The sequence below is a fragment of the Sphingomonas sp. UYP23 genome, assembly GCF_054059235.1.
This window is the reverse complement of record NZ_JBSSBX010000001.1, coordinates 2,765,558-2,782,541: the sequence shown is the minus strand read 5'-3', so window position 1 is coordinate 2,782,541 and position 16,984 is coordinate 2,765,558. Positions and strand designations below refer to the sequence as shown.

Below are 16,984 nucleotides of genomic sequence, written 5' to 3'. Positions count from 1 at the left end.
AACATCTCCCGTTGGACTACCGAACCGATCTGAGCGAAATTCAGGTCCCTATCGCGTACAGCCGACTTAGGGCAGACACACCGCCCGCCCCGTCAGTCTTCCGTGTTCGAGATCGTCGTAGGCATCTGCGACGCGGGCCAACGGATACCGGTCAACGATCGACTCGATGCGGCCGAGCCGCGCGAAATTTACGAGTTCGCGCAAATTGGTGGTGCCCCCGTTAAGGCTGGTGGCCAACTGCGCGCCCCACGGAATATCGTGGAGGCCGAACGGCACGGTCTGACGTGCCGCGCCGACCAGCGTCAGGCGACCCTGACGTGCCAGACCGGCTATGCCAGTGCGCATGGTCGTCTCCGTTCCTACGCAGTCGAGCACGAAGGCCGCACCGGCACCGGCGGTGATGTCGCGGATCCGTTCCGCCGTTTCGGCGTCGCTGATGACGATGTCGTCGGCGCCATGCGCCTTGGCGAGATCCAGATGCCGGGGGTCGTTATCGACGGCGATGACGCGCGCGCCGGAAAGTCGGGTCAGCAACTGCACCGCCAGAAGCCCGAGCCCACCGACGCCGATCACGACCGCTGATGCGCCCGGCACGAGCATCGGAATTACCGGCTTGATGGCCGTGTAGGTGGTAAGCCCCGCGTCGGTGAGGGGCGCCGCAAGGACTGGATCAAAGTCTCCGATGGGAACGGCGTAGCGCGCCTCTACGACCATGAATTCGGCCAGGCCGCCGTCGAAGCCGATGCCGCAGCCCATCATCTTCTTCAGATAGAGACAGAAATTTTCCTCACCGCGCCGGCATGGAGGACATTTGCCGCAGCTTCCCCAGATTGGCACGATGGCAACAGCCTCGCCCACCGCGAGGCCAGCGACCCCATCGCCGATCTCCGAGACCCAGCCGGCGACCTCATGGCCCATCGTGAACGGCGGCTTGCGGTCTCCCCACTCGGCATCCGTGCGGTTTCGGACCGAGCCTAGATCCGTATGGCACAGGCCACAGGCCGCGACCTTGACGAGGATCTGACCGGGACCGGCCGTCGGCTTCGGCACCTCCATCAGTTCCGGCGGCTGCTGCGAGTGAACCATCCGATATGCGAGCATCGAGCCTATCCTTTGAGCTGTGTGTGCAGACTTCCTACACGGGGTCGGATCGGTCGGGACGTGAGGGGGGGTTAGGGCTTTGGAGTAAATTGCAGCTAACCCCCGCTTCGCCGGCCGCTTTTCTCCCCGGCCTCGGCACGCCCTGAATGAAGATGCGCCCGACAAGGTCCTGCGCCGCCGTAGATCGGAATCCAAAAGCGGCTGGGCGGTCATTGGCAGTATGAGAGTCGACGCCCGACTCGCCGTTTACGCGCTAGCTTCGGGCGCGCACGAGCTCCCGTATTCGATAAGGGCGGGAGCCTCGGCGCCGGCCGAAAGGGCAGCGATCGGTTCGACGTTCTTTCCGTCAGCCTTGGAGCGCTTCCTTACCCGCGGCCTGCGCTGCTTCGGTTATGATGTCGCCGATCGCGTCCTCTTCGACCACTTAGGAACGGACGGACGCTTGCCAAAAGGTATCGGCAAACGGCAGAACGACGCTGCACAGTGCATATAGGCACGGACCACAGCCTATTGTTCGTCTAGGATGCGGGCGCTGGGACGCCCCTTCAGATATGTCCAAAGCCAATTCAACGTCACGGCCACACGACTTCGTGCGCCGACGAGAAAAAGGATATGGACGACGCCCCATACCCACCATGCGAGATAGCCCTTGAGCTTGATCCGCCCGAAGTCGGCTACGGCGGCACGATGACCGATCGTCGCAAGGCTGCCTTGATGCTTGTAGCGGAAGGGCGCCGCGACCGGCCGTTTCGAAAGATTCCCGATGATTCTTCGGGCGACATAGTCGCCCTGCTGCTTCGCTGCCGGCGCGAGACCTGGAACGGGAGTTCCCCCTGCGCCAAGCACGGCCGCCGTGTCGCCGATTACGAAAATGTCCTGATCGCCCTCGATCGACAGGTCCGACCGTACGCATACCCGCCCTGCCCGATCGGCTGCAACACCCAGCCACTCGGCGGCCGGCGACGCCCTCACCCCCGCAGCCCAGATTATCGTGCGTGCGGCGACCCGTTCCTGCTCGATCACGACGCCGACGTCGTCGCAATTCACGACCGGAGCGCCTAACCGCAATTCAACGCCCTTTGCGACCAGAACCTGCTCCGCGTAAGTGGACAGCGTCCTATCGAAAGTAGGAAGGACGGAGGGCCCGGCCTCTACCAGGACGACGCGCGAAGCACGTGTATCTATATGCCTGAATTCGCGGGGAAACGCGGAATGCGTCAGATCGGCGATGATGCCCGCGAGTTCCACGCCGGTAGGGCCCCCGCCGATTACCACGAATGTCATAAGCCGGCTTCGCTCCGCATCCGAGGTGGCCCGCTCAGCCAGTTCCAGGGACGATAGAATGCGGTTGCGGATCGCGGTCGCGTCGGCGCCCGTCTTCAGACCCGGCGCGAAAACGCGCCACTCGTCGTGCCCGAAGTAGGTGTGGGCGACCCCGGTTGCGATCACTAAGACGTCGAACGGAATTCGCGCGCCGTCCGCGAGCTCGACCTTTCGCGTTTTTCGATCGACCGCGACCACTTGGCCTAGAAGGACCTCGACGTCTCCGCGATCTCGCAGGATCTGCCTTATCGGCCAGGAGACCTCGGCGGGAGAGAGAATGGAAGTCGCCGCCTGATAGAGCAGCGGTTGGAAGAGATGGTGATTGCGACGGTCCACCAGCGTGATCGACACACGCGCGCCCTGCAATCGCTTCACTAGCTGTAGACCAGCAAAACCTGCACCAACGACGATTATCCTTGCCTGTGCCATGTCGAATCCTAAGTTCGAGGTGCCATGCCTTTATCCATCCGGCCCGCGTCGAAAATTGAACGAGGTTGAACCCTCGTCCTCGGGTCGGTCGTAAGGAAGACGAACGAGAAATCGTCAGAGCAAAGGTTAGCTTACGTTAGCTGCGACCTCTGCATCGTGCCGTCAGATCAAACGCGACCGACCTCGAGGAGAGCTCCATTCGGTGAAACTTGCTCGCGCGCGACGGCGTGTAGCGTGTCGCGTGTCTCCTGAGTGCAGGATGGTCAGCAGCCGCGGTCAAGACGGCAGTGTTGGCGTCCCACGGATCGCGGTCAACGCGACGCTCCGTTCCCTGTGCGAGCGGGAGCTGCCGCAGAGCCGACGGATCGAATCTGGACGTGTTCCGAAGAAAACCGCCGTGATAGGAGCACCTGATCCTCGATCGTCTTTTCGGTTATGATCCAGTCGGTCTCCAGCCTCCGCCGAGCGCCTGATAAAGTGCGACTTGGCCGGTCAACCTGTCGTTGCGTGCCTGCACGAGCGCAAGTTCGGCACCAAGTAGCGACCGCTGCGCGTCGATCTGGTCAAGATAGGGCGAATAGCCTGCGCGATACCGCTTCGTCGCTGTCGTCAGCGCGCGATCGAGTGCGGCGCGCTGCTCGACCAGCGAGGCCTCCTGTTCGCGCGATCGGTCGACGGTTGCCATCGCGTCCTCGACTTCGCGGAACGCCGTGAGCGCAGTTCGTCGATATGCGAAGGCGGCCTCGTCCCGCCGGGAAGCGGCGATCCCCTGTTGCGCACGCCGACGGCCGGCGTCGAAGATCGGGGCGAGCAGACTGGCACCCAGCGAGAAGACGCTGATCGGATCCGGGATCAGGCTTGAACCAACCATGCCGCCGGAGGCCGACAGGCGCAGGTCCGGCAGGAACGACGCACGCACGCTGTCGAGGCTCGCATCGGCGGCGACGAGCTGCTGTTCGGCTTGCACGATGTCCGGTCGGCGACGGAGCAGGTTGGCCGGCAGGTCGCTCGGCAACGTGGGGAAGGCGATCGCCGACAGTTCCGAGCCACGTGCGATCCCGCCGGGAGCGGTGCCCATGAGGACGCTCAGTCCATCTTCTTGCCGCCGGATCGCCAGCAAGGTTGCCGGTATCAGTTGCTCCGCGTTTCGGTATTCAGCCTCGGATTGGCTAAGGTCGAGGCTGGCGGCATATCCGGTCTCATACCGCCGCCGCGCCAGCCTCAACGCCTCGCTGCGGGCGGCCAGCGTTTCGCGCAGGATCACCAGTCGCGCGTCCAGTGCCCGCAGTCCAACGTAACCGCTGGCCGCCGCTCCCGCGACGGCCAACCGGACGCCGTCGCGCGCAGCTTCGGTGGCCAGGAGCGAAGCGCGGGCGGAGTCGCTCGCCTTTGCAAGCCTGCCGAAGAGATCCGCGTCCCAAGACAAGGTCGCCTGCACGCTGTCGACGCGCTGGTCGATGCCGACGCCGAAAGCATCGACATCGCGCTGGTAGCCGCCCCCGATGCCGAGCGACAGGTCGGGAAGGCGCTGGGCGCCAGCCAGGCGGAATTGCAACCGAGCCTCCTCAACCCGCGACGCAGCGATCGCGATGTCGACGTTGGCGCGGAGGGCTTGCTCCACGGTCGCGTCGAGCGCCGGGTCGCCGAACCCCGTCCACCAGGCCGCGTCCGGCACCCTGCCCGCGTCCCGGGCGTCCCGCCAGGCCGACGGCGGAGCCAGCGCCGCACTTGACGGCGCCTGGGGCCGGGGGCCGGCGCAGGATGCAAGAAGGGAGACGGTCGCTGCGAGCGTCGCAAAGCGCTTCATCGTCCGCCTCCTGTATCAACGGCCATATCGACCGACATCCCCGGCCGCAGCCGCGCCGCCAGCGGCTGATGCGGATCAACCGCGATCCGCACACCGATCCGCTGCGGCACCTTGACGAAGTTGCCCGTCGCGTTGTCAGGCTTCAGCACCGCAAACTCGGACCCGGCCGCGGGTGAAAGACGCTCTACTCGGCCGGTAAGAGTGGCGCCGCCAAGGGCGTCCACGGTAAAGCGTGCATGCTGGCCTTGGGCGATCCGCGCAGTCTGGGCCTCCTTATAATTGGCGATCACCCAGCGCTCGGGCGGAACGAGCGACAGCAGGGCGGAACCGTTGGTCACATATTGTCCGAGGCGGACCCCAACCTCGCCCAGCCTGCCGGGTTCCGCGGCGCGGATGACGGTGTGCGCAAGGTCGATCTCGGCGAGCCTTAGCTGTGCCCGCGCGGCTTCGACCTGAGCCTCAAGTCCACCGCGTCCGACGTCTACGGTCCGCACGTCTTGGCGAGCGATGTCACCAGAGGCCTTTGACTGGCGCACCTGCGCTTCGGCGAGCGCCAGCGCGGCCGCAGTCTGATCGCGCTCGCGGCGCGAAACCGAGCCGTCGCTGACCAGATCATCAACGCGCGCCATGTCGGCGCGCGCTTTGAGAAGCTGCGCCTCCGCGCCGGCCAAGCCGGCGCTCTGCGACTGCACGCCTGCCTGACGGGATGCACGGGCCTGGCGGCTGTTGGCGAGCGCTGCTAGCTGTGCGGAGAGGTTTGCATGCGCCTGTGCAAGGCGCGCCTGGTAGATGCCGTCGTCGATGCGCACCAAAATTTGGCCCGCTTCGACGTCCTGATAGTCTTTTACCAGGACTTGCGTAACGTAGCCGCTGACCTGAGGCGCCACGGTTGCCGTACGGCCGCGCACATAGGCATTCTCCGTTGTGATCACTGACGCTGAGAACGGTGCGAGCCGCCACGCATATAATATCGCAGCGACGGCGAGCAGCGTAACGCAGATGATCAGCGCAAGGGACCTTATCGAGTGAGGCGCCGGCCGCCAGCGCGGTGCTTCCGGAGCAGCGACGGGCACAGGCGGAGGTTCGGCCGAAACAGATGACTCGGCTGCCGGTCGATTCGAGGTCGAACCCTGCGCTTGCGCGTCGACTGTTGTTGCGGTGCCCATCTGTCCTCCAAAAGGTAGTTCGAATGAAGAAGGCGCGGCGCTCGTGCCGGGCAAAGAAAAGACGTCGTCGGTCAATCAGATGTCAGTGGGTGTGACCCGCCCTAGCATTTGCCGGCGAGGTGATGCCGAGCAGACTGACGGCGATGGTCAAAACAAGAACCACGCTTATGGTCAGGTCACCAAGGAAATGAGACAGGGCCAAGCTGGCGAAGGGACTAAGCCCAAGGATCCCAAGGGTTGTGCGCATTGTCGTCCTCCTGTGCTGGACCCGACGCGGGAGGCGTCGGCCACGGACAATCAATGCGCCGTTCTGATATGGAAGATCGATCAGGCCAGCCGGTACTCCGACCATCCTTTCGTATGAGCCAACCGACCCGCACGGCTTATGGCGCAGACCGCCTCAATCGTCGAAAAGGGATGTGCAGCCGGAGCCGCCCCCCCCCCCCCCCGCTCCGCTGTCCACGCCTAGCACGGCGTGAGGCGGGCCGGCATCCCCCAGCCGGCCCGCCACCCCCCGGAGGGGACCCGGAGGCAGCATGCTTAAGGCAGCAAAACAGGCGTATGACCCTTTCCCCGTCCAGTACGCCGGCGGCCCGCCGCCTCGGCTGACACTGGTCGTTTCGGAGCTGTGCAAGCTCTCCGATCTTGAGACGATCGCGGTGCGCACCGGAATGTCGGACCCGCACTGGTTTGCACCAATGCCTGGCAAGTTGCGCAGCATCCTCTTTAATTTTTTCGGATTTCGAACCAGGAACGCATTTGCCGACGCCCATCTCGACGCTCTGCGAGGTTTGGCGTTCCGATTGCGTGCCGCACGGCCGGCCCAGATCGAAGATGCTGTGAGCCAAGCGCGGCAGGCCGGAATGTCGGAAAGCTGCATCAGATCCGTCGTCGGGATCGTGCGGGCGTAAGGCTCAGCCTTCGGGTATTACGTTCCCATTCACAGCCGCGACGTGAGACTGAGGCTGATCCGCCGCAGGCGCGGGTCGCCGTAGAAGCTGTAGCCAGGACCGCCGAACTGACCAACCACGGTCGGAGGGGCATGATTGAGGACGTTGCTGACCCCGAACCGCAGGATCGCGTCGCGTAACGGACCAACTCGGCCGTGCAGTGGCAAATGCCAGGAGGCATCGAGGTCGAAATAAAGCTGCGCAGGAATGATAGGCGATCCCTGGAGATCGGGGATGTAGATCAGGTCGTTTGCAAGGTCCTGAACCTTGTATCCAGCGTAATATTGACCGTCGATACCGAGGCCGAAACCGCGGCCCGTCCATTCGATGCCGCCATTGGCACGCCACTCTAGGGGGCCGCCGTTATATCCCACGGTTTCGACTGACGGGGCATCGGGGCTAGCTTGCTGGCTGACCTCCGGTTCCCAAGTCGCGGCGCCGTGGAACCTCACTGCGTTGAGTCCGAACCGCATCGTCCAGTCCAATGCCGCGTCGACCGCCTGCACGCGTGCGCGACCGATGTTCATCGCAGTCGTGTCGATCTGCTGGATCTCGCCGACGCTAAAGCCGGCAGCGCGGTCGGCGTCGGTCAGCGGTGCGCGTTGGATACGATCCGGAAACGCGTCCGGATGAGCGAGATAGTAGTTCAGGCCATACGCCGAAGAGATTTCATGGCTTAGGTCCAGTCTCTCATAGTCGATCGACAAGCGCGGCCACCGGCCGCCGTTTGGATTGAGGACTACGCCGGCGGCAATGGTGCGGCCGTTCGCCGCGATTAGCTTCGTCGATCCCCCGGCCAAAACTTCGATCACGGCATATCGATCGTTGCGCGCAGGATCTTGGATTACACTTTGAAAGCGTCCGGTGCCAATCTCCCCGGGGGATGGCGGCAGGCCGCCAGTGGCCACACTTGCGCGCAACATGAGCCACTTGAGCGGAAACATTCGCAGTCCTGCGGTATAGCTTACGGTATTATATCGGCCGGTTCCCTGCTCGCCAACGCCCGTCGATGCGTCGAAAAAGGCTGGCGCATCGATCCGGCTATGATCGAAGCGTACCGCACCTTGCAGTTCGAGCCCGCGAAAAGGACTGGCGGTATCAAAGCTCACGAGCGGCACTCGCGCCTCACCATAAGCGGAATCGACGCTATCAATTACGTTCGGCAAAGGTTCTTGCGAGAGGTTGGGCCCCAAGGTCGGTGACACGATTACGGCAATCGAGCTTGGAATTTCTTCGCGGCGATGTTCCAAAAGCAGAGTCGCTGTAATGTCGCCGCCCGCGATCCTGATGATCGGCCCCGCCAGGCGGAGGTTAGTATCGGTGGAATGATTAGTGAGTGCTACATGCTGTGTTTCGGGCAGTCTGTAGGCGAGTACCGCATCGAGGAAGGATTGCCAGTCTCCTAATGGTGCGGGAATTGGCAGGCCACTTGCCATTGCTCCCCCAAGGCCGAGAGCCGGGGTGAAGTTCTGAATATCCAAAGCAGTTCCGATTTCATCTTCGGTCATGCTCGCGCGGCCGATACCGACGCTTGCATCGGCGTGCCAACCGCCGGGCAGGCTAGCGAGTAGTCCCGCCGTTGCACGGGTCTGACGGACACGATTCGCGAGCGCGAACCCAACACCGGGCAGCGGAAAAGTAATCGTCACCGACTGGTTGAAGGGGTTATTGGGGGCACCGGCAAGCAGAGTGCCGTTTTGATATTGCGCCGGTGCGGTAGCGTGCCCGTCATTCTCCAGATGGACAAGATCGACGAATGCCTCGATGCTCGGGCTGAAGCGATGGCGGATGCTCGCGAGCACCGATGTAGTCGAGGAAGCGCTTAGCAAGTTCCCATTGCGACCATTCGCGTCGGACGAGAGCGCTGGCGGAAGCGTTCCTGCATTCTTGACGAGTTGCGCCGCGACCGACGCGGGGGTGCCTGAGCTTCCGATCGGCAGGTAGGTCACGTCGGCACCTAAAGACGCGCCGCCATACGCGCTGGTTAAGCGGAGGTTCGTGCCAGAGACGAGAACTGCGTCCGAGGTTCCAAAATTCTCGACGTACAGTGCTGGGTTGTTGCGGATGGCGAGTTCGTTGGCACGCTCTGTCAACTTGCGTTCGCCTGCGGTGAGATCGCTCAGGACCTGATGCCCGACCGCAACCATCACGTCGGTCGCGCCACCATCGGGCGTGAAGCCGAAGCGCGCGTCGACGCGCCGACGGGCGCCCCCCCCGCCTTCCGGCAGCGACGTGTCGAGCGTTAAGTCCGCTCCCCGATAGTCTCGCTTGAGCACGACGTTCACCACTCCGCCAGTCGCACCGGGCCCGTAGATGCCGCCCGCCGTCGCGGTCAGGGTCTCGATCCTGTCGATACGCTCGACCGGAATCGCGTTGAGGTCGGGCTGAAAGAAGGCGGTGCTGGCGCTCGGGAGGCCGGGCATCCGCAGCCCGTCGATGAGCACCAAGGTCTGCTCGAAACCCAGACCGTGAAGATCGATGTTAGACCGGGTGCTTGCAAACGTCGCTGCGGGCATCTGCGCTGCGGACGCGGTGGTCGTGTTCCCCGTTTCACGAGTCCGAAGGAATTCGTCCGCGTTATCGGTGTGCGATGCGACGATTGCTCGGGCGGTGGCGACGCGATAGGGTTGAATGTCGTTCTGAGTGCGGCGGATGTCGGCATTCTGGGTTCGACGGCCGACCACAACAATGTCCGGAAGTGCCTGCTGCGCGGCCGAAACCTGCGCCGCGCGGTGAATCAGGTATGAACCGCCGGGCGTCCGTTCGTAGGTCAGGCCCGAGCCCTTTAGCAGACGCTCGAGGGCGGCCTCGACAGTAGGCTGCCCCTTGATACCTGACGTCTGACGGTCGCTGACGTCGCCCGGCGCGAAGAGCAGGCTGACGGCTGCATCGCGCCCTAGTTCGGTAAGCGCGGCGGCGAGCGGCCCGGGCTTCGAATGGAAGCCTGGCGGCCTTGCCAGCCCCGGATGCGCAGCGAGTACGGCCGTCAACGCGGCCGGGAAAAGCAGCAGTCGCGTCCAAGCCATAGAGACGCCCCCTTATGCCCTCCGCGCGATCACGGCTTCCCCCGCGCAAAGCCCGCCCTATCCGCAGTTTGGTATTGTTGTCCATGCTCCCTTGCGACCAGGGGCGCAGCAAAGCGGCCGCTCAGGTACGTCGGTTCGCGACGTATTCCCACGAACACGAATCGCGACTGTGCCGAATGACGCTTGCCGCTATTGGTTCAATGACGCGATGCGGAGGCTGTGGGGGCCAAGGCGGCTCGATGCGTACGGGGAGGAGCTGAGACAGCGTCCGTGCGAACGTTGCCGAATCGTTGATTCTGAAGGTGCCGCTGATGCGCAGTGACCCAGCTTTGGGATCTCCGACGATCATCTTGTCGGCAGAATAGAGATTGATCCGGGCGACCGCGTCAGACAGCCGCTCGCCGTCGAACGTCACCATCGTGGGGCGCGGCTTTGACGATGCGATCGGTTGGATCCGGCCCACATCGCCTTTTCCGGCCACGAACTCCTGGCCCGGCTGGAGGGTCACCGCGGCGCTTTCGGAACCGCCTTCAGGGCTGCTTCCCCTGGCGACCGTGACGCTTCCGCGGACGAGCGCAACGCTGACCTGAGAACCGTCGAGGCTGGTGATGAAGTAGGTGCCGACGTCGGACACCACGCGATCGCCGACCGCGACCTGGAAGGGGGAGCTCGGGTCATGACGGACGTCGAAGGCCGCGCGACCTCTCACAAGTCGAGCGAGCCGCCGTCCGTCGGCATAGGCGACGTCGACGGCGCTGTTAGGCGAAAGCGTTACGCGGCTTCCATCGGGCATCGCGTAAGTCGCGGTCTGCCGGCGCCCGGTCGCGAAATCTGGCTTCCCGAACTTGGTCGCTGCGGGATCGCCAAGCTGGGCTAGGACAGCGCTGCCGCCGGAGCTCGGCGATCGTCCGAGTTTTATCAGCGCGACGGACCCGAAGCACGCGATCAGGCTAGCGGCGGCGGCGTAGGGGATCCACGCAGGTCGGCGCCGCTCCGGCCGCGCGCTAAGTGCTGCCACCCGCATACCTGCGAACGCGGAGCTTTCTTCGGTGCCGTCGTAAGCGTCCCAGACGTCGATGACCACCGACCACGCTTGCCTGTTCTCCTCGCTGGCCGATAGCCACCGATCCAGCAAAGCGCCCTGGACGGAACGGTCCTCGCGCCGCGATTGTTCGACAAGAAGCGTGGCAGCTTCCATCGGCGCCATATCGACGATGTCTTCCCAGTTTAACGAGGTGTCGGTCATCGCAACGCCTCCAGCCTCACGGCAAGCATGTCGACGGCCTTCGTCATATGCTTTTCCACGGCGCTCACCGAAATGCCGAGGCGGACGCCGATCTCCTTAAAGCGAAGGCCCTCGACTCTGCGCAGAATGAAGACCGTGCGCGTTCGCTCGGGCAGAGACATCATCGCGGCGGACATCTCGTCGAGTTCGAGCCTGCCGGCGAGTTGCCGGTGAGGGTCGAGGTCGTTGGCGACCTCGCGGTGATCGTCGATCGAGACTAGGACAACCCGCCGCTTCGCTCGGTTCACGTGGCGGTAGCGGTCGGTGAGGACGTTGCCGGCCGTGCGGTAGATGTAGCCGTCGAGATGTTCGATCGCGTCTAGGTCGGTGCGTTGGGCAACGCGCAGGAAGCTCTCCTGCACGAGGTCCTCTGCATCATGGACATCAGAGATACGACGGGAGAACCACGCCACGAGCGATCCGCGCAGGTCAACGAACCGGCGAGACAGCGCTTCCGCTCGTTCCTCAGCTGCAGTCTGAGCACTCATTACGACGTTTTGAACCACACGTAGAACGAGCGCCAGCCTTTGAAGGGGGTCGTCATGGGTATGGGCGAACACGGTCATGCATTTAAGGACGCCTTTAGTTCGGAAATCCTCACTTGCCGAGCTACCGGAAGCCAATTATTTTTTGGTTCGGTCCGAAGCGGCTGCGTCGAAGACCACGCCGTGCTCCGCCGACCGGCGCCGGTCGCGGCTCTCGGATCGGATGGAGCGTGCCGACCAAATCGGCTGCTGTAAGCTGGAGGAAGGGGCTTAAAGAGGCGTAGTCGGGTTGCGACTACGTTTAAGCGACATCAGTTACGAAGGCGTTCCCGCGTCGCGGGATGGGAAAACGGTGGTGCTTTCCGGCGGCTACGCTGTTCAACCGAGCGCGTGCAGCGTTCGAACGGCGTCCCGCGCTAGGTCCAGCGCCTCTTGGATTTCATCGAGCGCGGAAGGGTCTACCTTGGTCCATCGCTGTGCTGCTTCCAGCGCGCAGTTCAGCGCGGTCAGGGCATTGGCGCGAGCGGTATTCGGGAGGCCGGTGCGGCAGCGCTGTGCTATCGGATGGAGGACCGCGTAGCCTGTGGGCTGCAGATCAAGCATGTGCATCGCGGTGTCTCCTGAGGCGGTTCGGTTGATCTCGCGGTCCCTCGGAAGCCAGAACGACATCGCGAAGGAAACCCACACCGACGGCGAAATTATTTTTTCCGGATCGGTGGCTTTCCGGCTCGAGTGCTTCGTCGAGCGCCCAACCCCAGACGCGGTCGGGGCTGCAACCGGCCGGATCCTGAACCCAACGCCACGTGCAGGCGCTTTACCCGCTTCACCGAGCCGAACGTCGCGGTTCACGGAACTCGCCTGCCCTGCGCCCGCTGGCGGCCGTCGCATCGTCGACATCTGAATGTCCATCGTAGATTCCCTGGTTTAGTGAGGACAAGCTGGTCGAATAAGCCTCGCAGCGCGAATTAAACGATGCTTATCTCCGCTAATCCGTCGCGGCGTCTTTATGCGGGGGTGGCCGTCGACTGCCTTTTGATCTCAGGCTGCGCCGGCCCTTGGACGGAACGAATATATTGGATAGCCTACGGCCAGACCTTTTTGGAGAGCGGGGCGTGGACGAAACGCATGTCGAATACGCCTTTGGGCCATTTCGGCTGTCGGCGGCCGAGCGGACCTTGACACGCGACGGAGTGCCGCTGCCGCTGGGCAGCCGCGCCTTCGACATTCTTCTGGCATTGGTGGAGCGTGCCGGAAGCCTGGTTGCCAAGGCCGACCTGATGCAGATCGCCTGGCCGGCTACCACGGTGATCGAAAGTAATCTGACCGTGCACGTCGCGGCCTTGCGGCGGATACTCTCGGACGGACAGGAAGGCGCCCGCTACATCGCGAATTCACCTGGTCGCGGATATCGCTTCGTCTCGGCGGTTCGCGCTGTCAGCGCATTGGATGCGGGATTTATCGCCGAAGCTGTTTCGCCAGCGGCGCAGCAGGATCTTCCGGCCGCGCTCGTAAGACTGATAGGTCGGGACGAAACCGTGTCGTCACTGGTCGACAGGATCTTGCAGGACAGATTCGTGACCTTGGTCGGTCCCGGGGGAATCGGAAAGACATCGGTCGCGCTTGCCGCCACCAAGCGCCTGGGTGCCAAATTCGCGGGCGGATGCCGCTTCGTCGATCTCTCGCCGCTGCAGGATCCTGCCTTGATCGCCCCTACGATAGCTCAGGCGCTGGGGGTCAAGGTGAGCGGCTGCGAGACCATCGCAGCGGTCGTCGCACGTCTACGGCACCAGCCGGCTCTGCTCGTCCTCGACAATTGTGAGCATCTGATCGCCGCCGCGGCTGAGGTGGTCGACGCGCTGCTGCAGCAGGTGCCAACGCTCCACGTTCTGGCGACAAGTCGTGAGCCGCTTCTCATCGCAGGTGAGCGCGTCGTCCGACTCGAACCACTTGCCGCGCCCACGGGCGACGGGCCGCTGCCCCGGGACGTTGCTCTCTCCTACCCTGCAGTCGAGCTGTTCCTAGCCGTCGCACGTGCGAACAACGACCGCTTTGAGTTCAGCGATGCACAGATCCCTCTTTTAGCAAGCATCTGCCGCCGGCTGGACGGCCTTCCGCTTGCGATCGAACTCGCTGCGGCCCGCGTCGATCTTCTGGGTCTGGCAGCCCTGCTGGCCCGACTCGATCGCGGGCTTGCCCTTTTGACCAAGGGCCACCGAAACGCCCGACCGCGTCAGAAGACGATGCTGGCGACGCTGCAATGGAGCTACGACCTTCTGGCACCCGAGGAGCAGTTGGCGCTCCGGCGTTTGTCGATCCTTAGAGGTTGGTTCCCTCTACAGATGGCGATCGCACTGGCGGGGGCGCCCGGCTCCGACGAACTGGATGTCGCGGACCTTGTGGCCAGCCTAGTGTCCAAGTCGCTGCTTACCGTCGAACATCGCGGGCCTCTGCCGATCTACCGTTTCGCCGAGATCACGCGCGAATTCGGCATGAGCAAAGCAGACGAAGCCGGCGAGCTACCAGAGCTGTCGCGGTCCAGCGCCGCTCATCTGGTCGAGCTGCTCGTTGGTCCGGACAGAGCGGAGTTGCGGAGCGGCGGGGTGTCCCGTCACCTGATCGACGACGTTCGCCGCAGTCTGGAATGGGCCGTGTCGCCCGGTGGCGAGGTCCGAATAGCCTGTGAGCTCATCATCGCGTCGGCACCGACTTGGATTGACCTTCTGCTCATATCGGAATTCCACGCATGGACCCAACGGGTGGCCGCGCCCGCTGCGCTGATCACGCCGCCCGACGCAAGTCTGCAGATGAGGCTCGCGAACATCCTAGCGCTGGCCGATCTCGAAAACGGGGTCACGCCGGTGTTCTGGACCGCGCTTCTGCAGGCACTGACGTTGGCTCAGGACATTGGCGATGCGACTCAGGAGCTTCTCGCCCTGTTCGGGCTCTTCCAAAGCCGTGGCGCCGACCTCGAATGCGAAGTCGCTGCCTCGTATGCGGCACAGGTCGGACTGGCGGCACAACGGGCAGGTCATCCAAACGCGCATCTCCAGCATCAGTCCCACCTGACACACTCGCTATTCTTCCTTGGTCGCTCGTCGGAAGCGAAGGCGGTGGCCGACGACATGCTCCGCGGGGCGGCGGCAACCTTGGGCCCGCCACCGTCGCTGCCCTTCGAGATTGACCCCCGGATCTCGGCGCTTACCAATCGTGCGCGATCCAACTGGGTCTGCGGCTATCCGGATCAGGCGCGTGCCGACCTTGAGCTTGCGTTGGATGAAGCACTTGGCCTCGCTCATCTGGTCTCGCTTTACCATGTGCTCACAAGCGGCGCGCTCGTACCGCTGTGGCTGCGAGATCTGGCGATGGCCGACCGCATGCTCGGCATCGTGAAGGCGCAGGCCGAAAGCCTTCGAGTGGAACACTGGAAGGCCTGGGAGAACGCCTTCGAACTCGCGCTGCTGCCGTTGCGCGAGGGACGCGAAGTGGAGACTCCAAGCCAGCTCGCCAAACGTGAAATGGAGTTTCGATCGTACGCGCGTGCAATGGGGTGCACCGCGCACGAAGCGCATTTCGGATCGTGGATCGATCACCGAGTAGAGCGGGACGACCAGATCTGGTGTCGCGAGGAGGTTTACCGGCTGCGCGGCATGCGTCATTTCGAGCGCTTCGGGAGGGCCGGCGCCGCCGATGCGGAACGGCTCGTCCGTAGTGCTTTGGAACTCGCCAACCGGCAGGGTTCGCGCGGATGGGCGCTTCGGGCGGCGATGAGCCTCTGCGTGGTTCTGGACGGGGATCGGCGGTCGCCCGAAGCAAGAGACATCCTCGCCAAGGTATATGCGGGCTTTACAGAGGGCCTCGACACGTTCGACCTCAAGCAGGCCCGGCGGCTGATGGAAGCGGCGCCCGGATGAACAGGGCGGTCCGAGTGGAAAGGGCCCTCCAAGCGCCCCCCACAAAAAGGTCGAGGCCGGCGGCCGCCGACGTCCGGCGAAGCGGGCCCCGCGGTTCGGATGCGCGCTTTTTGGCAGTAATACGTTTGTGTGGGAGCCGCCCCGCGACAATGGTGGTAGGGAGACTGCTACATGGCCCTCGGAGCGCCCCATTTGCACACCCAATCCCATGTCGCGGTGATCGACGACGACCCCTCCGTGCGCAGATCTCTGATGAGCCTGGTCCGATCGCTTGGCTACCAGGCTGCAGGGTATCCTTCGGCTGACGAGTTCCTCGCGGAAGACGGTCTGCGGGGATGCGACTGCATCGTTACCGACATACAGATGCCGGGAAGCGACGGCATTGACCTCAAGCGCGCGATCGTAGGAAAGGGATCGAGCATTCCCGTAATTATGCTGACCGCGCGCGACGACCCTACCCTTCACGCCCGGGCAAAAGCGAGCGGCGCGTATGCCGTGCTCCGGAAGCCGTTCGAGGTTAACCAGTTCATCGGGTTCCTGGAAAGCGCGCTTCGGGTGCCTTCCGCCAACTGAGGACGAAGTCGAGCCATCGTGCATGGCCGCAAGCGGCTGGCCTGCCAAGCGAACTTCCGGCGTTAATTCAGGCGTTGCCTGCCGACATCGCCTCCGCGCTTGCATTAGGGAATAAGCTGGCGCCGACGACGTTTCGCGCGAGTTTCGCGAGGAGGCTGGATGCTTCCTTCAGAGAACAGCACATGAGTTCGAATTCGAGCGGCGTCATCCGCATGGCCGCGGCCAACAGCGGGGGGGTGGCGCTGCGCGTATATGAAATCGATCGGTGCAGCATTTCCGACCGTCGCGGCTCGAGGTCCCGGCGACGAAGCGGAGTGCGGTTTGCTTCGATACTGCGGTTGTGGCCGCCGGTGTCGGTCGGACGACGGCGGTCGGCGACGTCAGATTTACACAGCCGAGCTGCGCCTCGGTCACCACCGCGTTCCGAGACCGGGATGCGCGAGGAATTTTCGCAATGCTGTCGAGCCATCGATCGTATCCTTTGCTGTGATCAAGATGACCGGAACGGACGGGCGTGCGCCATTCTACACGAAGGACGTTCGCTCATGCTTTGGTATGAAGGGCGATGTAGATGGCGCGGAACGGTCCTTAAGGTCAGCGCGCGCCAACTGAGTTGCGGCGCGCTAGCGTGGAGCAGCGTAGCGTAAGCCGCACGCTTGCCTTCGCGATCCAAAATTCCGTGGAATGCCGACGCGCTCGTCAAAGGCCCTAAAAAGGGATCAGGCCGTGTATCCTGCGCCGAAGTCCGAAGGACACGTCGAGGCTGGCCGCGACCTTGATCGTCCGACGCCGCATACCCAAAAACCCTTTTCCGTCGGTGCTTCCGAAGCAAGTGCAAGTGCGGCGCGCGATCCGTCTTTCGCGGACGGCGACGAGGCCCCGCAAGGAGCGGGCGACCAACCTCGTCCGGTAGCACTATGGGCCTGAT

12 protein-coding genes are annotated in these 16,984 nt (G+C 63.7%); 3 read left to right on the top strand and 9 right to left on the bottom strand.

The annotated features are described in order from the left end of the window. Positions 1-66 precede the first annotated feature (66 nt). From ACVWYO_RS13715 to ACVWYO_RS13700, 4 genes are all read right to left on the bottom strand, one after another. The gene (locus tag ACVWYO_RS13715; RefSeq protein ID WP_457351648.1) at positions 67-1,101 is read right to left on the bottom strand and encodes an NAD(P)-dependent alcohol dehydrogenase; all 1,035 of its coding nucleotides are present in this window, start codon (positions 1,099-1,101) and stop codon (positions 67-69) included. Positions 1,102-1,608: 507 nt separating this feature from the next. Further along, complete coding sequence (locus tag ACVWYO_RS13710; protein ID WP_457351646.1) at positions 1,609-2,853, bottom strand: NAD(P)/FAD-dependent oxidoreductase; 1,245 nt, start codon at positions 2,851-2,853, stop codon at positions 1,609-1,611. A gap of 433 nt (positions 2,854-3,286) precedes the next feature. Continuing rightward, complete coding sequence (locus ACVWYO_RS13705) at positions 3,287-4,660, bottom strand: efflux transporter outer membrane subunit (protein ID WP_457351644.1); 1,374 nt, start codon at positions 4,658-4,660, stop codon at positions 3,287-3,289. After that, positions 4,657-5,901, bottom strand: coding sequence for an HlyD family secretion protein (locus ACVWYO_RS13700; protein WP_457351642.1), 1,245 nt, complete (start codon positions 5,899-5,901; stop codon positions 4,657-4,659). Before ACVWYO_RS13700 ends, ACVWYO_RS13705 begins: the two co-directional genes overlap by 4 nt. Before the next feature lie 461 nt (positions 5,902-6,362). Here ACVWYO_RS13700 and ACVWYO_RS13695 point away from each other — a divergent pair, with 461 nt between their 5' ends. Further along, the gene (locus ACVWYO_RS13695) at positions 6,363-6,737 is read left to right on the top strand and encodes a hypothetical protein (RefSeq protein ID WP_457351640.1); all 375 of its coding nucleotides are present in this window, start codon (positions 6,363-6,365) and stop codon (positions 6,735-6,737) included. 29 nt (positions 6,738-6,766) lie between these two features. Here ACVWYO_RS13695 and ACVWYO_RS13690 read toward each other — a convergent pair whose 3' ends face one another. From ACVWYO_RS13690 to ACVWYO_RS13675, 4 genes are all read right to left on the bottom strand, one after another. Next, the gene (locus ACVWYO_RS13690) at positions 6,767-9,802 is read right to left on the bottom strand and encodes a TonB-dependent receptor (RefSeq protein WP_457351638.1); all 3,036 of its coding nucleotides are present in this window, start codon (positions 9,800-9,802) and stop codon (positions 6,767-6,769) included. A gap of 121 nt (positions 9,803-9,923) precedes the next feature. Next, a complete protein-coding gene (locus ACVWYO_RS13685; protein WP_457351636.1) occupies positions 9,924-11,048 on the bottom strand; it encodes a FecR family protein in 1,125 nt (374 codons plus the stop codon). Continuing rightward, on the bottom strand, positions 11,045-11,653 hold the full coding sequence (locus ACVWYO_RS13680) for an RNA polymerase sigma factor (protein WP_457351634.1): 609 nt from the start codon (positions 11,651-11,653) through the stop codon (positions 11,045-11,047). The genes ACVWYO_RS13685 and ACVWYO_RS13680 overlap by 4 nt, the downstream gene beginning before the upstream one ends. A gap of 297 nt (positions 11,654-11,950) precedes the next feature. Beyond that, a complete protein-coding gene (locus ACVWYO_RS13675; RefSeq protein WP_457351632.1) occupies positions 11,951-12,481 on the bottom strand; it encodes a hypothetical protein in 531 nt (176 codons plus the stop codon). A 203-nt stretch (positions 12,482-12,684) separates the two neighbouring features. Between ACVWYO_RS13675 and ACVWYO_RS13670 the strand changes: the two genes are divergently transcribed. Both ACVWYO_RS13670 and ACVWYO_RS13665 read left to right on the top strand, forming a co-directional pair. Further along, the gene (locus ACVWYO_RS13670) at positions 12,685-15,483 is read left to right on the top strand and encodes an ATP-binding protein (RefSeq protein WP_457351630.1); all 2,799 of its coding nucleotides are present in this window, start codon (positions 12,685-12,687) and stop codon (positions 15,481-15,483) included. Positions 15,484-15,699: 216 nt separating this feature from the next. After that, a complete protein-coding gene (locus ACVWYO_RS13665; protein ID WP_457351627.1) occupies positions 15,700-16,056 on the top strand; it encodes a response regulator transcription factor in 357 nt (118 codons plus the stop codon). A gap of 67 nt (positions 16,057-16,123) precedes the next feature. Here ACVWYO_RS13665 and ACVWYO_RS13660 read toward each other — a convergent pair whose 3' ends face one another. Next, entirely contained in the window at positions 16,124-16,525 is a 402-nt protein-coding gene (locus ACVWYO_RS13660; RefSeq protein WP_457351625.1) for a hypothetical protein, read from the bottom strand. Between the last annotated feature and the right edge of the window lie 459 nt (positions 16,526-16,984).